At 59.2% G+C, this 18,098-nt stretch carries 11 protein-coding genes; all 11 read right to left on the bottom strand.

The window, feature by feature from the left end; genetic code table 11:
• Nucleotides 1–27 precede the first annotated feature (27 nt).
• Nucleotides 28–2,667 (bottom strand): TonB-dependent receptor, encoded by a 2,640-nt coding sequence (locus tag KUV81_RS01835; protein WP_222542136.1) that lies wholly within the window; start codon nt 2,665–2,667, stop codon nt 28–30.
• Nucleotides 2,668–3,118: 451 nt separating this feature from the next.
• Nucleotides 3,119–5,740 (bottom strand): TonB-dependent receptor plug domain-containing protein, encoded by a 2,622-nt coding sequence (locus tag KUV81_RS01830; RefSeq protein ID WP_222542135.1) that lies wholly within the window; start codon nt 5,738–5,740, stop codon nt 3,119–3,121.
• A gap of 382 nt (nt 5,741–6,122) precedes the next feature.
• Entirely contained in the window at nt 6,123–7,940 is a 1,818-nt protein-coding gene (locus KUV81_RS01825; RefSeq protein WP_222542134.1) for a DUF885 domain-containing protein, read from the bottom strand.
• A gap of 66 nt (nt 7,941–8,006) precedes the next feature.
• A complete protein-coding gene (locus tag KUV81_RS01820) occupies nt 8,007–9,263 on the bottom strand; it encodes a tetratricopeptide repeat protein (RefSeq protein WP_222542133.1) in 1,257 nt (418 codons plus the stop codon).
• Between the two features lie 14 nt (nt 9,264–9,277).
• Nucleotides 9,278–9,895 (bottom strand): energy transducer TonB, encoded by a 618-nt coding sequence (locus tag KUV81_RS01815; protein WP_222542132.1) that lies wholly within the window; start codon nt 9,893–9,895, stop codon nt 9,278–9,280.
• Nucleotide 9,896: 1 nt separating this feature from the next.
• Nucleotides 9,897–10,301: an ExbD/TolR family protein gene (locus KUV81_RS01810; RefSeq protein ID WP_222205769.1), complete on the bottom strand. Its 405-nt coding sequence runs from the start codon at nt 10,299–10,301 to the stop codon at nt 9,897–9,899.
• Nucleotides 10,302–10,313: 12 nt separating this feature from the next.
• Nucleotides 10,314–10,838: a MotA/TolQ/ExbB proton channel family protein gene (locus tag KUV81_RS01805; RefSeq protein ID WP_222542131.1), complete on the bottom strand. Its 525-nt coding sequence runs from the start codon at nt 10,836–10,838 to the stop codon at nt 10,314–10,316.
• Nucleotides 10,839–10,840: 2 nt separating this feature from the next.
• A complete protein-coding gene (locus KUV81_RS01800) occupies nt 10,841–12,202 on the bottom strand; it encodes a MotA/TolQ/ExbB proton channel family protein (RefSeq protein ID WP_222542130.1) in 1,362 nt (453 codons plus the stop codon).
• Nucleotides 12,202–12,936: a DUF3450 domain-containing protein gene (locus tag KUV81_RS01795; RefSeq protein ID WP_409995541.1), complete on the bottom strand. Its 735-nt coding sequence runs from the start codon at nt 12,934–12,936 to the stop codon at nt 12,202–12,204. Before KUV81_RS01795 ends, KUV81_RS01800 begins: the two co-directional genes overlap by 1 nt.
• A gap of 548 nt (nt 12,937–13,484) precedes the next feature.
• Entirely contained in the window at nt 13,485–15,272 is a 1,788-nt protein-coding gene (locus KUV81_RS01790) for a tetratricopeptide repeat protein (protein ID WP_222542128.1), read from the bottom strand.
• Between the two features lie 92 nt (nt 15,273–15,364).
• A complete protein-coding gene (locus tag KUV81_RS01785; protein ID WP_222542127.1) occupies nt 15,365–18,079 on the bottom strand; it encodes a TonB-dependent receptor in 2,715 nt (904 codons plus the stop codon).
• Nucleotides 18,080–18,098: the final 19 nt, after the last annotated feature.

The following is an 18,098-nucleotide window of genomic DNA, read 5'->3' as shown; positions in this document are numbered from 1 at the left end:
TGCATTGACTGATTGGGTTAAGCGGTCTTAGAAGGACTGCTCGATGCGGAAGAACATGGTGCGACCGGTGACGTCGTACAGTGACCAGGAAGCGTCACGGTAATCAACGAACCCTTCGTACCAGGTCGGGGCTTCTTTATCGAACACGTTGTTCAGACCCAGGGTGATGCGACCGTTGTAGGGGTGTGCGTAGGACACCTGCACGTTGTGCTTGGTGTAGCTCGGCACGTTGGCCAGGTAGTCGGCACCCCAGATGTCGAAGCCGTTGTCCTGCTTACCTACGTAGTAGGTGCTCCAGGCCGCGGTCCAGTCGCTGTAGAAGTAGCTCAGGGTCGCGTTGGCACGCCACTCGGGGTAGTCCTGGGCACCGGCGTAGTCGACGCCCGGCTCACCCGGGGCTTCAGTCTCTACGTACTCCAGTACGTAGGAGGCTTCAGCGCGCAGGTTGAAGTCACCAAACCCGGTCTCGATGTTGTAGTTGGTCTGGAAGTCAAAACCGCTGGTTTCCAGGCTCGCCAGGTTCTGGTCGAAGCTGTACATCACATCGATTTTGCCATCGGCACTACGAGTTACCGCGTCAGACACACCGCCCGGATTGTCGCGGGCCACAGCCAGCAGACGGTTAACGGAGGTGGCGGCAATCTTGTTGTCCAGAGTCACGTCGTAGTAGGACAGCTCCATGGACCAGTTGTCCATGACGTTCCAGACGGCACCGGCGGTGTAGGACTCACCCTCTTCCGGCTTCAGGTCCGGGTTGCCACCGAACCAGGTCTTGTGCTGCCAGCTGGGGCTACAGTAGGTGGCGTCCTGGTCAGCGTTGCCCAGGTCATCACACCAGTAAGCGTCGTAGGCGGACTCGAAGCTCAGGGCCTGGCTGGAGAACATCTCGCTCATGCTCGGTGCACGGAAGGATTGACCCCAGTTGGCACGCAGCAGCAGGGAGTCCACCGGACGCCAGGAGATCCCCACCTGGGGAGAGACGTTGTCGAAGGAACCTTCTACCACCTGGGCGCCCACATCGCCGTCCTGGCTGTAGTCGTCCCAACGCACGGCGGCGTTGATGTCGATGGAGTACGGCAGGGCCGCTTGCAGTTCCGCGAAGGCGGACATGCGGTCACGGGTGGCGTTCACGTCGTCGCCGCCGGAACCACCGGAGACCACGCCGGAGGCGGACTGCGGATCGCTGTACTGCTCAAACTTCAGGGTTTCGTATTCGAAGCCCACCAGGCCGGCCAGGGTGAAGTCACCGGTCTCAAGCAGGGTGGTGCTCAGGTTGCCGTCGATGGTGTCGCTGACGTAACGAGCCTGGTACACACCGGTGTGAGCCGCTTTGGAGTACAGGTCGGCCATGTGGGCGTCCCAGGCTTCATAGCTCATGCCGGTGGTGTTGAAGATGTCCCAGATCCCCTTATCAATCTCAATCTGCATGATGTCATCATTGATGAGATTGGTGTTGAAGGCGTTGGTGGTGGAGCGGCTGTGCTGGTAGTTCAGCTCCCAGTCCAGGCCGTTGCCCACATCCACGTAGCCTACCAGGCCACCGAAGAAGTCGATGGTGTTGATCTCGGTGCGAGTGTCACGGGGCCCCAGGTTGGCGGAGCGCATGTACAGGGTCAGGTCCTCGCCCACCGGGTTCAGCGCGTTGTCGGCAGCCATGCTCGGCAGGTTGGTGGAAACCGGGGTACCGGCGAAGCGGCTGTCGGTTTCGGACATGGACGCTGCGGCGCGACCGCGGAACTGCAGGTTGTCGGCCAACTCATAGTTGAAGTTGGACAGGATGGAGTTCTGGGTTACGTCACCGTAGAACTTGGTCACCTCACCGTAGCTGTACAGGCAGCGACCGTCGCCATTCAGGACGGCGTTATCGGCCTCGCTACACAGCGCGGATTGATCAACCCAGCCGGATGCGCCGATGGCGTTAGGCACGGAGCTGTAGGTGGAGTAGGCACCGTAGGTCGGATCGTCCAGCTTCCAGATGTCGCGGTCGAAGACGGCGTCAGTGGTGTAGTACTCGTACGCCAGGGTGATGTTGCCCTTGTCGGAAGAGTAACCGGTGGTGACGGTGAAGCGGTTCAGAGCACCGCCCTCTACATCCGGATCTTCGTAGTCGTAGGTGAAGTTCAGACCTTCGTAGTCTTTCTTGGTGATGATGTTGATCACACCGGCAACGGCGTCGGAGCCGTAAACCGCGGAAGCACCGTCACGCAGGATCTCGATGCGCTCAACGATGGCCATCGGGATCTTGGAGGTATCGGCGGACACACCGGCGCTGGAGCTGGTACCGGGCAGACGACGGCCGTCCAGCAGCACCAGGGTGTACTCGGAGCCCAGACCACGCATGTTCACGGTGGAGGTGGCGGAACCACCGGAACCGTAACCGGAGATGCCTCGCCAGGAGCCGAAGCTGTTGACGGAGGAGTTGTTCAGTACGTCGGCCACAGTGGCTTCACCGGACAGCTGGATGTCAGCGGCGGTGATCACGGTAACCGGGGTGGAGGTTTCGATATCTACCTGCTTGATGCGAGAGCCGGTAACGGAAATGCGCTCCACATCGTCGTTGGCTTCTTCAGCGATGGCGGTATTAAACCCGACAAAGGCAACGGAGCCGAGGGTTGTGGCGATCAACCCTTTGCGAACCGCTTTGGATACAGAAGATTCCATAGCCATTATATTATTCTCCCTTGGAGCCTGCTTAACCTGGGGTAAGCATCAACAGGCCGTAACCATTTCGTTATTTTTTATCCCCGAATGCCACGCGACATTCACAATCAGATACTCCCTTTACGCCAAAGTTGTGTCAACTAAGTTATTGTTTTTGCTATGTTAATTTTGTTTCTTTTTTGTTAATAAAAAGGAGTCTTTATTGACTCCTTTTTTAATGAACGGCGTTAAGGCCCCGTTCAGGCTGGATCTTCGATCCGATCATCGATTTACTTTTGTGCAACATTTTTGATTCTTTTTTTTACCGCTCAATTTCGCCTTCGAATACAAGTTGTTTGGCTCACAAATTGGCTGGATAACCGGCAATTCACCAGGATTGAACAGGCAGACAGAATAAAAAGCAGGAAACAAAAAAAAAGGCAGCGAATGCTGCCTTTTTCCGTTCTGGTTGGGTCTATCAGAACTGATAGCTGAACTTGGTGTAGACGTAGCGTCCCATCACGTCGTACACCTCGGGGGTGGTGTAGACGTCGCTGTAGCTCGGGTGGTACTTGGGCGTCTCGTCAAACAGGTTGTTGACACCCAGAGTCACGTTGAAGCGGTCAGCGAAGCGGTACATGTAGGAGACGTTGTGGTACCAGGCGGCGGCCACTTCGAACTCCGGCACTTCCAGGTCGGTCATCTCACCGATGTGACGCAGCTGGTAGTTGAAGGTCCACTTGTCGGCGTTCACCATCAGCTGAACGTTCTGACGCCACTCGGCGTAGCCCCCGTTCATGCCGGAGATGGTGCCGGTGTAGTCGATGCCATCCTGGCTGAAGTTCAGCAGGCGGGTCACATCCCAGTTCAGGCTCCAGTCGTGGCCACCGTACATCCAGTTGTACTGGAAGTTGGCGTCAATACCGTCGGTCTCCTGGAAGCCGGCGTTCACCAGCGGCGCGTGGAAGGTTTCGATCTCCCCGGTCACGCTGCTGCGGGTGATGTCCAGCGCGTCACAGGCGCCCATGTCGCCGTTCATGTAACACGCGTTCAGGTAAGCCTGACGGTCGATACGGGTGATGGCGTTGGTCACTTCGAAGCGCCAGTAGTCCACGGTCATGGAGAAGCCATCGGCGTAGGACGGGCTGTAGACGAAGCCCGCGGTGAAGGTGTCGGCCTCCTCCGGCTGCAGGTCCTCATCGGTGGTCCAGATCACCTCGATCTGGGAGTCCTCCTGGGTGTATTCCTTGGCGTCGTTCGGATCGGCCCAGCCGATGGTGCGACACTGTTGCGCCAGGGTGGTGTTGTCACTGTGGCTGACGCCGGAGCAGGGATCGCTCAGGTAGTCGAAGGAGCCTACGTTACCGCCGTACAGCTCGGAAACGCTCGGGGCACGGAAGGCGGTAGAGGCCACACCACGGAGCATCAACTCGTCGTTCACCCGCCAAGTCAGGCCCAGCTTCCAGGTGGTGTCGGAGCCAAAGGTGCTGTAGTCGAACCAGCGGATGGCGGCTTCCATGGTCAGCTCATCGGCGTAACGCAGACCGGAGAGCAGCGGGATGGAGAATTCCGCGTACAGCTGGGTGGTGTCGTAGTCACCGGCGGTCGGATCCTGCTGGGACTGGGAGGACTCACCCGCCTGGGTGATCGCATCCGGGGTGAACCAGCCCTTCTCTTTGCGGTACTCGGCGCCCGCGGCGAAGGCGATGCTGCCGGCCGGAACGTCAATGAGCTCACCGGTCAGGTTGGCGGCGAAGACGTGCATCTCGTTACCGCCCTCGGAGCGGTCGTCGTACATCACGTCGTTCAGGATGTCCTGGCTCAGGGGCTCACCGGACAGCCAGGCATCGGGGTTGTCGTAGATGGACTGCTCGACGCGGCTGGTGATCGCCAGGTTGCGGGCGTAGCTGGTGGCTTCGTTACGACCGAAGTTGTAGGACACGTCCCAGTCGAAACCGCGGCCAATGTCGAGGTAACCCTCGAAACCGGTCACGATGCGGTAGGTGTCGGTGGTCTGGTCAAACACACGGGGACCGGCTTCGCTCATACGGCGCTTGTACACCACGGTGTCGGTGCCGTCCCAGGGGCCGGAGGGCAGCTGCGCGGTGTCCAGGTAGAGGCCGGTGATCGGCGCCGGGGCCATCTGCTGGGTGGAGTCGCGGCGGGTGTACATCCCCTCGACGAAGAAGTTGGTGTCGGTCAGCACTTCGTAGTTGAAGTTACCGCTGAGGCTCACCCGCTCCTGCGGAGTGGACAGGTAGCTGTAGGGCACGTAGTTGAACAGCTCATCCTGCTCGCTCCAGGAGCCGTCCGGGTTCGGCGTGTAGTAACCGTCGCCCCAGTTGATGGAACCACCCGGGATGGTGGAGCTCCAGCCGCCACAGTCGCCCACCGGGCCACAGTTGGACCAGAAGCGGTCATCCTGGAAGACGTCGCCACGGTTGACGTAGGAGGCGCCCAGCACCAGGTTACCGCGGTCGAAGTTGGTGCCCCACAGGACGTTGATCTCACCGGTTTCGCCGTCGCCCTTATCGGACATGCCGTACTGGCCGTCGATCTGGAAGCCTTCGAAATCCTTCTTGGTGATGATGTTGATCACCCCGGCTACCGCGTCGGAACCGTACACGGCGGAGGCGCCATCCTTGAGCACTTCGATGCGCTCAATCATGGCCACCGGGATGGTGTTGAGATCCACAGAGGCGTCGGCGCCGGTACCGGATACCACCATACGGCGGCCGTTCACCAGAACCAGGGTACGCTCCGGGCCCATGCCGCGCAGATCCACACGGGCGGCACCGCGGCCACCGTTGTTGGTGGCGGCGCCGGTGGCGGAACCGGCGGAGGCGGTGGTTTCCTGCAGGATCTGCTCAACGGAGGTGTACGAGCCGGCGGCGATCTGATCGGCGCCAATCACGTTAACCGGGCTGGCGGTCTCCATATCACCGCGCTTGATGCGGGAGCCAGTGACAGAGATGCGTTCGACATCCTGCGCACCGGTGACCTCTTCGGCCATGGCAGGGGTAGCAAAGGCGACACCGGTCAAGGTGCCGGTGACGAGTGCGCCGCGGACAGCTTTGGCGACGGTCGATGGGTACTTCATCCTAACTCCCTCGAGAACTTTGTTTTTATAATCTTCCTGGTCACCCCCCGGGCCTCGTATCCGGGCACCGTGTTGTCGGGGTGATGCCGCTAGGATACTGAGTTATCGCCTTTTTATGGTCAATGGCTATATATTTATAGCTATGTTGCATACTCGTTAGCCCCATCTGGCGATGAAGTTAAATCCCCAAACGACTCAATCTGAACTCAAGCCAAACCGAAACTGAATGCGGGATCTCACTGCCAAATGACAGAAATAGCAGCATTTCTCTCTGGCCCTTTCCGTTAACACCCGGACAGCAAAAATCCTCTCAAGTGTGATGCGCATCACGTTTTTCCATAAGAAAAGGGGCCAGGTTGGCCCCTTTTTTCCCCGCTTTTCGTTAACCCTGTGCCGCTATCCAACCGCGGATCTTGGCTTGCAACACCGCCATGGGCAGTGAGCCGGAGGTCAACACCTGGTTGTGGAACGCCTTGAGGTCAAACCGCTCCCCCAGGGCCGCTTCCGCTTCGGCGCGCAGCGCCAGGATGGTGAGCTGCCCCACCTTGTAGGAGAGGGCCTGGCCCGGGATCGCCATGTAACGCTCCACTTCGGCGGTGACGTCGGTTTCGGCCATGGGGCTGTTATCCAGCATGTACTGAATCGCCTGCTCCCGGCTCCAGCCCTTGGCGTGCAGTCCGGTGTCCACCACCAGGCGCATGGCCCGCAGCATCTCGTCGGAGAGCTTGCCGAAGTACTGGTAGGGATCTTCGAACAGGCCCATCTCGATGCCCAGGTACTCGGCGTACAGCGCCCAGCCCTCCTCGAAGGCGGTGTAGCCGCCGAAGCGCTGGAAGTCCGGCACGCCCTCAAGCTCCTGCTTGATGGCGATCTGGAAGTGATGACCTGGGGCCGCCTCGTGCAGGGACAGGGTGGTCATCCCCCACTTGGGCTGGGCTTTGAGGTTGTAGGTGTTGATGTAGAACACCCCGGGGCGGGAGCCGTCCGGCGCCGGGGACTGGTAGCTGGCCCCGGCTGCGGAGCGCTCGCGGAAGGGTTCCACCGCCTTGACCACATAGTCTGCTTTGGGCATCACATCGAAGTACTGGGGCAACACCGCGTTGATGTCGTCCTTAAGCCCCATGTAGCCGTCAATGAGGCCCTGCTTGTCGGTAAAGAAGAACTGGTCGTCGCTGCCCAGGTGCTCAAAGAAGGCGGCCAGGTCCCCATCGAAGCCGACCCGCTCTCGCACTCCGTCCATCTCCTCGAGAATGCGGGCCACTTCCGAAAGCCCCAGCTCGTGGATCTCCGCCACCGGCATGGTGGTGGTGGTGTGCTTGTTGGCCAGGTGCTGGTACCAGGCTTTGCCATTGGGCAGACCCGCCCAGCCATGGGTGCCCCGGCTCTTGGGCAGGTAGGTGTCGCGGAAGTAGCTGTGCAGGCGTTCCAACGCAGGAAGCAAGGTGTCGCTCAGGGCCTGCTGGTAGCGCTTGCTCAGGGCCGCGGCCTCGGTCTCGCTCAGCCCCTCGGGCAATTGCTTCAGGGGCCCGTAGAAGGGGCTTTGCGCCAGCGGGGTGTTCAGCTGGGTCTCCAACTGGGGGAGAATGCGCTGCACCAGGATCCGCGGCAGCACCACGGTGGACTCGCTGCCCTCCTCCATCCGCGCGATGGCGCTGTCCACCCAGACGGCGAAATCGTTGATGCGACCGATAAAGTTATCGTAGTCCTCGACGGTGTCAAAGGGCTGGGCGCTCTCGCCACTGCCCAGCTGCACGAAGCTTATCACCCGGCTGTAGAACTGGTTCATCGGCAGGAAGCGGCTGGGATAGGTCTCATCCACCAGGGCCATCTCCAACTCGTAACGCAGCACCTGGGCACTGAGCCGTTCGGCGTCGCTGAGCTGGTCCATATCGATGCCCTGCAGCTGCTTCAAATAGCCGCTGTTGAGCTGGTGACGGGCCTTAAGGTAATCGTCGGACAGGTTGTTGGCCAGCCGGTGGTTGTAGCGGCGCTCGCCGACAAAGGTGGCCATCACCGGGTTCAGCTCAATGAGATCCGCGAAGTATTGCGCCGCCAGGGCCTGGTATTGCTCGGACGCGCTGGCTTTGGCGGGGGCCTCTACGGCCGTTTCACCGCTTTGCTTGGCCGGCGGTGTCTGGGGAGAGCAGGCGGCCAGGCCTAGGGCTGCGAACACCGCCAGGGCGGAGAGTGTGGTTTTCATCTGGGTTCCTTTGGGTACAAAAAAGCCCCGACCAGCGGGGCTAGACAGGGCTTTTCTTCCGTCGACTTACAGTTCGACTTTCTTACGCTGTGCGGTTTCCTGGATGTAGGAGACCCAACCCTTGGCGGTGTTGGCGGTCTTCTGGTCCTTGGCCGCCGCTTGCGCTGCACGGTAGGCGGGCTTGAACTCTTCCAGGTAGAAGTGCGCTTGGGCCAGCAGCATCTGTGCTTCACCGGCGCTCTTCAGGCCGTCAGCGTTGAGCGCGTTGCGGGCCGCCACTTTGGCTTCCTGGTAACGCTCGGACTCCATCAGCAGACCGGCTTGGCGCATGTAGTAGCGCGCCTTGTTGGTCAGCTCGGCCACTTCACCGTAGTAAGTGATGGCTTTGCTGATCTCCTTGGCCTGGTGATAGGTGTTCGCCAGCATGGAGAGGGCGCTCTCGTCCTTCTCGACCACCCCGTCTTTCAGGTATTTCTCCTGAATCTGGGCGGAACGGAACGGGATCTCGTTCTGAGCGTAGAGCTGTGCCAGCATCTTGTACTCAGAGGCCTTCTCCAGGTAGCCGTTGCGGTACGCCACGTCCATGGTGTACAGGGAGCGCTTGTAGTCTTCGCTCAGCATGTACATCTGGGCCAGCTGCACCCACAGACGCTTGTCGGCGGGGAACAGTCGCACCATCTCCTCGACGATTTGGGCAGCCTTCTTGTACTGCTTAGTCTCGTAGTAGGAGCCCATCTTCAGGGTGTAGGGCCCTTTGTTGGGGGTGCTCTGGGTGGCGATGGCCTGGTCGGCCAGCGGGATCACCTTGTCGTGACGCTTCAGCTCGAAGTTGGCGGTGGCCATCCGCAGGTAGACGTTGGTGTCTTCCTTACAGGTGAACGCCATCCAGTCCTGGTAGTACTTCAGGGACTGTTCGAACTTACGCTCCTGGATGCTCAAGTCCGCCATCAGACGAATCGCTGCCGCGTGATCGGTACCGCCCAGTTGGTTGATGTCAATCGCAACCTTCAGGTACTTCATTGCGGTGGGCGTTTGGCCGTCTTTACCCGCGTACAGGTTACCGATAAAGCGGGACACGTAGGCTTTGTCGAACTCGTTGCTGGTCTTGATCTCCAGCAGGACTTCGAGGGCCTGGTCCGTTTGATCGGTGCTGTACAGCTCGTAGGCTTTCTGGATGCGCTTACCCACCCGCTCGGAAACCACGCGGGTCTTCCGGGTGTCGATCTCGCACTTCTCAGCGGCAGAGACCGGTGCCGGCGCAGCAATCACGCCAGCAGCGATGGTCAGCAGCAAAGCAGGCAGCAATTTGCGATTTTTATGCATTTTGACCTCCTGCCTTAGCTCGCTTTATCCAGAGTAAAGTCGAGACGGACGGTTTGACCGGGCTGTTTCACCGGCTTGCCGTCAACGATCTTCGGCTTGTACTTCCACTTACGCAGGGCGCGACGGGCTTCCTGGTCGAAGATACGACGAGGCTCCGCTTCGATGACTTTCACGTCATCCACACCACCCAGTTCGTTGATGGTAAAGCTGAGGATAACGTATCCCTCTTTACCGTCACGTGCGGCCTTGATGGGGTAACGAGGCTCGATCCGAACGATCGGGGTCGCGTCACCGTCACGGGCCATTGCGCCACTGGGGTCACCCAGACCTGCGCTCATATCACCCAGATCCACGCTCGGCACATTGATGGATACGCTGTCGGACATGTCGTTGGTGTCCGGCTGCATCTCCACCGGCTTCGGCGGCTGCTGGGGCGGCTTCGGCGGCTTCGGCTTAGGTCGGTCACGGTTTTGCGCTTTCGCATCCTGACGTTCCATGACGATCTCAATCGGCGGCGTCTTGAACTGGTTGTCGGCGCGCTTCGCGCCACCGCCAACCAGAAATGCCATGAAAGAGAACAAGGCGAAGGTCACCGCAGCACCGACTAACAGGGCTAACAGTGCTCTCAACATATTAATCGTTCTCCGCAGACACCGAGATCTTGTCGATACCGGCAGCTTTCACCTGATCCATCACTTTGACCACGATGCCGTGCTTGGCTTGCTGGTCGGCCTGGATCATTACCTGGGCTTCCGGAGACTCGGCCAGCATACGTTCTACGTTAGCGCGTACACGTTGAATATCAACTTCACGCTTCTCCATGTAGACAATGCCTGCCTCGTTAATGGCGATAAAGATGTTCGCCGACGGTTTCTTGCTCGCCTGCTGAGCCTTAGGACGGTTCACTTCGATGCCGGATTCCTTCACGAACGAGGTCGTTACGATGAAGAAAATCAGCATGATGAACACGATGTCCAGCATTGGGGTCATATCGACCTGGGCTTCTTCAGCGGCGCTGTAATGCTTCTTACGTGCCATAGAAAACTCTCTTTAGTGATGAGGCAGACTATCTACCAGTTGCTCCTGGGACATCTTCAGCTTGGCATTGAGCCGGGTGCTGAAGAACACGCCAGAGAGCGCCGCTACCATGCCCGACATGGTCGGGATGGTGGCCATGGAGATACCGCCAGCCATCAAGCGGGGGTTACCGGTACCTTGTACCGCCATCACTTCGAACACCGCGATCATGCCGGTAACGGTACCGAGCAGACCCAGCATCGGGCAGATGGCGACCAGGGTATTGATCAACCCCATACGCGCATTTAATTGTTCTTTGGCCTGGGAGATCCACGCTTCACGAATGCGATGGGCATACCAGGAGGTTGTGTCTGCACGGGCATCCCACTTGGCGATGATCTCTTTGCGCATCTTCGGGAAAACGAAGCTGACAAAGAAGTAACGCTCAAGCATCAATACCCACATCAGGAACAATGCTCCTGCCACCAGCCAGAGGACGTCGCCCCCGGTGGCCATGAAGTCCCTGACAGATTCCCAGAGTTCTACCAGGTAAAGCATAATTACTTGCCTCGCTGTTCAGCGTGAGACGCAATGATGCCCGCACTTTGTTCTTCGATTACTTCAACCACAGACTTGGCACGGCCAGCTACCAGAGCATGCATCAGCAACAGCGGCAGAGCGGCAATCAGACCCAGTACGGTGGTTACCAGCGCCATGGAGATACCGCCGGCCATGATTTTCGGGTCACCGGTACCGAACAGGGTGATGTTCTGGAAGGTCTCAATCATACCGGTCACGGTACCCAGCAGACCCAGCATCGGAGAGATGGCGGCCATCACCTTGATCATGTTAACGCCGGACTCAATGCGCGGAGTTTCCTTGAGAATGGCTTCGTCGATCTTCAGCTCCAGAGTTTCAACATCGACGCCTTTGTTCTCCTGGTAAGTCTTCAGGATGCGGCCCAGGGCGTTGTTGCCCGGGTTGTCGACGTTCTTAACCTGGGCGCGGATCTTGGCGGACTCCAGAGTCAGGGTGATGATCTTGTACAGGGAGATCAGGACACCCAGGCCCAGCAGGCCGGCAATGATGTAACCCACGGTACCGCCCTGGTGGAACTGCTCTTCCAGGGTGGCCTTCTGGGTGTATACCGCCAGCAGGGCGCCGCGGGAGGGATCCACGAACAGGTTACCGGTGCTACCCGCGGCAGTGCCGGCGTAGCTGGAAACGGTGCGCACCTTAAACCCTTCCGGCTGCTTGGCCAGACGCAGGATGGTGCCGGTTTCCGGGTTGTAGGTCAGGTACTCGTCGTTGTCGAGCAGGGTGAAGTTACCCACACGGGTTACGGTGGCATCGGCCACGTTACCGTTGGGATCGGTCACCGGAGTGTTGAAGCTGACGACCTTGCCAGACTGAGTCATCTCGGTCTGCAGGGCGATCCACAGCTCTTCCAGCTCCTTGATGGTGGGCAGCTCTTTGGCAGAGGCCAGTTCCGCCATGAACTCGTCACGGCCCGGGTACTGGGCGCTGATCAAAGAGGCGTTCAGCTGACCGGACATGTCGCCGGACACCTGACGAACCACACCAAACATCTCACCCAGGTCACCGGTGGCGGTGGCCAGGTCACGGCTCAGGCGGTCGATTTCCTGGTCGTTGCTGGTGAAACGGTTGGACAGGTCTTCACCGCGCTGCTTCTCCGCGGCCAGAGCGGCCTTGGCGTCACGCAGCAGCTGCTGCTTGTCGGCACGGTCGGACACGAACTCAGCTTCACGCTGTTTGTTGATGCGAGCCTCGGACTGGCGAGACTGTGTGATCTGGTTGAGCAGTTGGTCCAGGGTCTGGGCCGGGGTCTGCTCGGCGGCCATGGGGGCGGCTGAGAAAGTCAGCGCGGCTGCAACAAAGGCAGTAGAGATAATCTTTTTCATTATTCTGCACTCTCCGCGGCTTGAACAGGCAATTTCAGCAGATCAGGCGCTGCTTGACGACGGGCCATCTTGATGGCGTTGGAAACCGGACGCAGCATGTCGTCGCTCAGGGCGTTCCACTGACGGGCATTGTTGTCCCATACCCAGGCGTTCTTCTGATCCAGAGACTGGGCCACGAAGACAGTACGACCCAGGTGGAAGAAGTCCACGGTCAGCTCTTTGCCATCGATGGTCAGCTTACCTTCGTAAGCGTTCATCTTGTTGCCGTATTCGTTTTCGATCAGGTAGGCGTCCAGTACCAGGCGGTATTTCTCCGCGGTGGATACGTTGGAATCACCCATCACCTCTTTGAGGCGGTTGACACGACCCTGACGCTCTTCGATCTGGAAAGGCACATCCAGAGCAACGAACTGATCCAGGGTGTCGATCATGCGGGTCATCAGGGGCACAACGCCCTGCTTGGTGCGCTCGATGCCGTTGATCTGCTGCTGCAGAGACGCCATACGGGCTTCCTGGTCGGCCACCAGGGTGGCGACGTAGTCGTTGTAGGACTTCAGAGTATCGGTTTCGTCCACAACCAGGCGGTACTCAAAGAGCATGTCCTGTGCCTGATCATAGAGCTTGTTGATCTTTTGCTGAGACTTAGCAGCATCATCTTGGATTTGCTTGTCAGCATTCTGGATTGCAGCCAGCGGATCCGCCGCCACGGCCAGACCGCTAACCGCCAGTGTCATCGCACCGACTAACGCAGAGGCGAGTTTGGTTCTTTTCATCACGGACATAGTTCCCAACCAGTCTTGTTGTGAGTTTACGGCTTCGAACACTTTCCACTGTGTTCACCCAGCGTTGCGCCGAAGCCAGTTCCGTCTAATTAGTGTTGTTATCCATAGACTCCAACCTATCACCGCGATAGGTGGATGCACCGGCATCTTTCCACAGTGCGATAAGTTGTGTCAACCTTGTTACCAAGGCCTTTCCCGGCGGCACCGACAGGCCACAGCTGCACTACGTTCGAAGAACATTCACCTCCGGAAGGGTGACCTCAGTCTCATCTCCTTCCCAATCCGTGATTTACAGAAAATCAACCCCGCAAAATCCCCATAACACCGCGCTTTTCTTTCGGAGCTCGCGGCGTTAAACAGCATAAAATTTTTCTTTCCGGGGGTGGATGAGACGGGCTTATATGTTCAATTAACCCCCCACAGGAATATATTTTGGCCGCCGCTCGGATGGCGATTTAATAACCACCGAGGGCGACCAACTTATTCCACTTGCGACTGGATTAGCGCAGTCGGGAGCTCACATCAAAGGCGACGGTAATGCGTTCTGCCGTTTCTTTAACCGGCCGGGTGCCATGCCACATATAGGAGGGAAAGATCACCATGGTGCCCGGGGCGGGCTTGATGCAGTAATCCGGTTCCAGTTTCAGCCAGCGACTGAGTTCGGGCTGCCCCAATTGGAACCACCCCTGCCCTTCACGGTTGGCCGCATCCGGTACCACCACGTAGTAACAGGCACTGATGCTGCCCTCGCTGTGGAAGTGATTGACGTGGTGACCGCCGCTGGCCAGTTTGACTGACCAGGAGCCGGTGTACTGGTGGGGGTGGTGGGTCTGCCCCATCAGGGGGTGGCCCTCTTTACGGGCCAGGGCATCGAAATAGCCCTGGATGTGCGGGTCAATTCGGGCTTTGAGCGCCTGAACCTGAGGGCCCTGGGTGTCGAACAGCTCGCCCTGGGTCTGGCTGCCGGTGCGCAGCGACTGGTCGATGGGGGCCCGGGCGCTGCGGTGGATGGCGTCCAGCTCCTCAAGCAGCCCAGCATTGAACGTCGCCGCATCGTCGCTGACCTGGACGCAGCACACCAGGGCGTCGAAATCGTACAGCGCGCGGTACGCCTCATCCTTGCCGGCCAGCTTGAGGCAGGTGCCGTAGAGCGCCCAGTACCCCTGTTTGGTCGGGTAGCGATCCACCAGTGTCTGGGCGCATTCGAGCGCTTGATTGGCCTGCTCCAGGCAGAGCAGGGTCACCGCCTTTTCCCACAAATACTCGCAATGCTGGGCGTCGGTGACACCGGCAAGAATTTCAAGCGCGGCGTCAAACTCCCCGAGCTCCCGCACGGCGTGGCCCAGCATCACCCGGGCATCCGAATGATCCGGGTGCGCTTGCAGGAAGCGGCTGAGTCGCGTCCGGGCCTCGGCCAGTTGGCCCTCCCGAATGAGCTTCTTGGCAAAGTGCAGCACCAGTATTGAGTCGGGGTGGGCGCTGCAGGCGCGCTCGTAATCGGTAAAATAATCCGCCTCCCCGCCGAGCCAGCCCAGTTGAAACAGGCCATCGTGGGCTTCGATGTCCAAAGCGTCTTTTGAGATCAGCTGACGGTAGAGCTTTTGGGCCTGGGCCCGCTCCCCCTGCTGGCCCACCACCGCCGCCAGACCCAACAGGCTGTGGCGGTGACTCGGCGCCTTCTCAAGGCAGCGCTCAAACGCGGTCTTGGCCGCCTCCAGACGATCGCTTTGCCGGTAAAGCTCGCCGAGCAGGTAGCGCAGGTTCAGCGCATCACCCTGCTGGGCCAGGCATGCCAAAAGGAAGGCTTCGGCCTCGTTATTGCGCTTGAGGGCCAGCAGACACTGGGCCTTACCCAGGCGGGCCCCGGGGTGGTTTGGCTGACGGGCCAGCGCGCCATCGTAGCCGTCCAGACCCAGCTGATACTGTGCATCCGCCTGGGCGTAGCGGCCCAGGTTGTAGTGGGCATCGAAGTATCCGGCGTCCAACTTCAGCGCCCGTTGCAACAGGGCGATGGCTTGGTCATAGCGTCTTAAATCGGCGTGCAGTCCCGCGTAGGCGTTGTAAAACGCCGGGTGTTTTTGCGCCTTGATGAGGGTGTCGAACTGCCGTTCGCTCTGGGCGTGGCGGCCCAGGTGTCGCAGGGAAACCGCGATGGCGTACAGCAGGTTGGGGTTGTTGGGGGCCAGGCGCAGCAGGGGGGTCAGGGTATTGACCGCCTGGTCAAACTGGCGTCGTTGAAACAGCTGCATTCCTTGCTGCATCTGATGGTTGGCTTGTGCTCTTTGCATACGTCCCTCGCCAAATCCGTTTTTTCTACTCTACTGTGACTGCCAAAAAAAAGGCCAGCACTAGGCTGGCCTTTTTCGACAATCTCTCTCGATTAGAACTTCACGTTCACACGAGCGTACCAGTACTGACCAGCGGTGTCGTAAGACGCCGGGATGGTGTTCATGTCCTGGTTGTTGGAGATGTAAGGCGCTTCTTCGTCGAACAGGTTCTTCACACCAACGGTCAGAGCAGTGTTGTCCAGCACGAAGTAGGTGCCCTGCACGTCATGGTAGAAGATGGAGTCGGCGGTGTTGTCCAGGTTATCCGGAGAGGCGAACAGATCCTCACCCTCGGACTGGTAGCGGGTCTGCCAGGAGACGGCCCACTTGTCCATGGCGTAGTTCAGGGTCAGGTTGGCACGCCACTCGGCGAATACGGCCAGAGTGGTTTCCCACTGGTCCGCACCCACCATACCGGCCAGCTCAACTTCCTCGGCGCCTTCGAAAGGTACGTAGTTGTACTTGTCCAGGTAAGTACCGTTCAGTACTGCGGAGAAGTCACCACCACCCAGCTCGGAGGTGTAGGAGAAGTCAAAGTCGAGACCAGAGGTTTCGAAGGTAGACAGGTTGGCGTTGGTCAGCAGGATACCGGAAACGTTACCCAGCGCGTTACGGAAGTCACCTTCCGGCCAGGCCGCTTCGCCCAGGGCGTCGGGGCCCAGGATGAAGTCACACAGACCGCTGGAGAAGTTGGCGCTGTTGTAACAACCGTTCACAACGTTGTCGGTACCAGCAGTACCGATGCCGTTCTCGATTTCAATGTCGAAGTAATCCAGGCTCATGCTGAAGCCGAAGTCGGTGGAGTACACCAGACCAACGGTGAAGCTGTCGGACTCTTCCGGCTCCAGGTCCGGGTTACCACCGATGATGGTGGAGGACTGGTCAGAAGACAGTTCGAAGTCAGCCGGGATCCCTTCGGAAGCACAGTTGGCGCCTACGATAGCGTTGGCGTTGGTGCCCCAGTTTTCACAGGGATCGTTGTAGGCCAGGTTGGTTTCCGCCTGCGGGGCGAACAGCTCACCAATGCCCGGGGCACGGAAGCCTTCGGCAATGGTGGAGCGCAGCAGCAGACCGTCGATGGGCGCCCACTCCAGACCAAACTTGGTGTTGGTGGAGCTGTCGTCCAGGAAGTCGAAGTCGGAGTAACGTACTGCAGCGGTAAAGCGCAGGGACTCAGCCAGGAAAACGCCGGACAGAATCGGGAAGTCCAATTCGGCGTAAACTTCGTCAACGGAGTACTTACCGGCAGTCGGGTCGCCCGCTACGGAGTAGATCTGGCCGATGGAGGCGGCGCCGTCCGGAGTGCTCTCGAACTCTTCCCAGCGCTTCTCGAAGCCGGCGGCCCACATGATGTCACCACCAGGCAGGGTCAGACCCATGTCACCGGAGATGTTACCCATCAGCTGGCGGGTTTCGCCGCGCACTACCGGGGAGTTCGGTACGAAGGCGTAGTTGATCATCTCGTCGGTCAGAGTACCGGCTTCCAGGATGTTCCACACTTCCGGGCAATCGCCATCGGCGGCACAGAGATCGGGATCCAGCAGGGTCTCGATGCGAGTCGGGTTAACCCGGCCCAGGTCCAGACGGCTGTCAACGAAGCGAGCGAAGTTGTAGGACAGGTCCCAGTCCCAGCGATCGGCAATCACACCGTCAAAACCGAACACCATACGGTAGTCGGAGAAATCCTGGGTAAAGGCACGACCGGCGGTCTCACGCAGACGACGGTAAACAACCAGGTCCTCACCCACTACGTTGTAGGGGTTGGAAGCGGGCATTACCGGGCCCCAGAAGGTGCCTTCCGGCGCCATCAGCTGGTCGGACTGACGGTTGGTGAAACCACCTTCGATGAAGGTGCTCAGGGTGTCGGTGATGTCGAAACGACCGGCACCGTTGATGGAGAACACTTCCTGCGGGGTCACCATGTAGGAGGTGGTGGCGTAGTTAAAGCCGTCGATGGCCTGGTCGAAAGGACGAATCTCGCCAGTCTCGGGATCTTTAACGTGACCGCCGGACAGGCCGCCGGACAGGTCGAAGAACTGACCGTAGGGGATGGTACCGGAACCACCACACACCTTCTGGCCATCACGCTCGAAGATGGGGCACTCGGAGAACTCACGGTCGCCCTGGTAGATGGCTTTACGCTCGGTGTACTGCAGAGACAGTACTACGTTACCGCGGTCGTTGGAGGCACCGGTGGTGACAGAGAACAGAGTCTTGTCGCCGTCGCCTTCGCCGGTGATGTCGTACTGAGCGTTGAACTCCACACCTTCGAAGTCTTTCTTGGTGATGAAGTTGATAACCCCGGCGATGGCGTCGGAGCCGTAGATGGTGGAGGCGCCGTCACGCAGCACTTCCACACGCTCTACGTAAGCGGTGGGGATGGAGTTCAGGTCGCCAGAAGCGAAGCGGCGGCCGTTGATCAGTACCAGAGTACGACCGGAACCCAGACCACGCAGAGAAGCAGTGGCGTAACCACGGCTACCGTTGTTGATAGAGGAACCTTCCGCGCCACCGTTGATGGCCGGGATGGTCTGTACGAAGTCTTCCAGCGTGCTCACACCAGAGTTGGCGATGTCTTCGGAGGAGAAGACGGAGATGGGGCTGGCAGTTTCAAGGTCGGTACGCTTAATGCGAGAACCGGTTACTTCAATACGCTCGACTTCGTCACCTTCGGCGGCAAAAGCTACCGGCGCGGAGTAGGCCGCAGTGGTAGCACCGGCGATCAGTGCAAAGCGAACAGCTTTGGACACAACGCTGTTGTTATGCATGTGTTTTCTCCCTGGACAC

The organism is Ferrimonas balearica (genome assembly GCF_019802085.1).
Taxonomy (GTDB): Bacteria; Pseudomonadota; Gammaproteobacteria; order Enterobacterales; family Shewanellaceae; genus Ferrimonas; species Ferrimonas balearica_B.
This window is presented reverse-complemented; position numbering and strand designations above follow the sequence as displayed.

Excerpts from the sequence above, each read along its gene's own strand:
- KUV81_RS01825 (WP_222542134.1), bottom strand. The coding sequence starts at position 7,940 with ATGAAAACCACACTCTCCGCCCTGGCGGTGTTCGCAGCCCTAGGCCTG.
- KUV81_RS01800 (WP_222542130.1), bottom strand. The coding sequence starts at position 12,202 with ATGAAAAAGATTATCTCTACTGCCTTTGTTGCAGCCGCGCTGACTTTC.
- KUV81_RS01810 (WP_222205769.1), bottom strand. The coding sequence starts at position 10,301 with ATGGCACGTAAGAAGCATTACAGCGCCGCTGAAGAAGCCCAGGTCGAT.
- KUV81_RS01820 (WP_222542133.1), bottom strand. The coding sequence starts at position 9,263 with ATGCATAAAAATCGCAAATTGCTGCCTGCTTTGCTGCTGACCATCGCT.
- KUV81_RS01790 (WP_222542128.1), bottom strand. The coding sequence starts at position 15,272 with ATGCAAAGAGCACAAGCCAACCATCAGATGCAGCAAGGAATGCAGCTG.
- KUV81_RS01815 (WP_222542132.1), bottom strand. The coding sequence starts at position 9,895 with ATGTTGAGAGCACTGTTAGCCCTGTTAGTCGGTGCTGCGGTGACCTTC.
- KUV81_RS01835 (WP_222542136.1), bottom strand. The coding sequence starts at position 2,667 with ATGGCTATGGAATCTTCTGTATCCAAAGCGGTTCGCAAAGGGTTGATC.
- KUV81_RS01830 (WP_222542135.1), bottom strand. The coding sequence starts at position 5,740 with ATGAAGTACCCATCGACCGTCGCCAAAGCTGTCCGCGGCGCACTCGTC.
- KUV81_RS01795 (WP_409995541.1), bottom strand. The coding sequence starts at position 12,936 with ATGACACTGGCGGTTAGCGGTCTGGCCGTGGCGGCGGATCCGCTGGCT.
- KUV81_RS01805 (WP_222542131.1), bottom strand. The coding sequence starts at position 10,838 with ATGCTTTACCTGGTAGAACTCTGGGAATCTGTCAGGGACTTCATGGCC.
- KUV81_RS01785 (WP_222542127.1), bottom strand. The coding sequence starts at position 18,079 with ATGCATAACAACAGCGTTGTGTCCAAAGCTGTTCGCTTTGCACTGATC.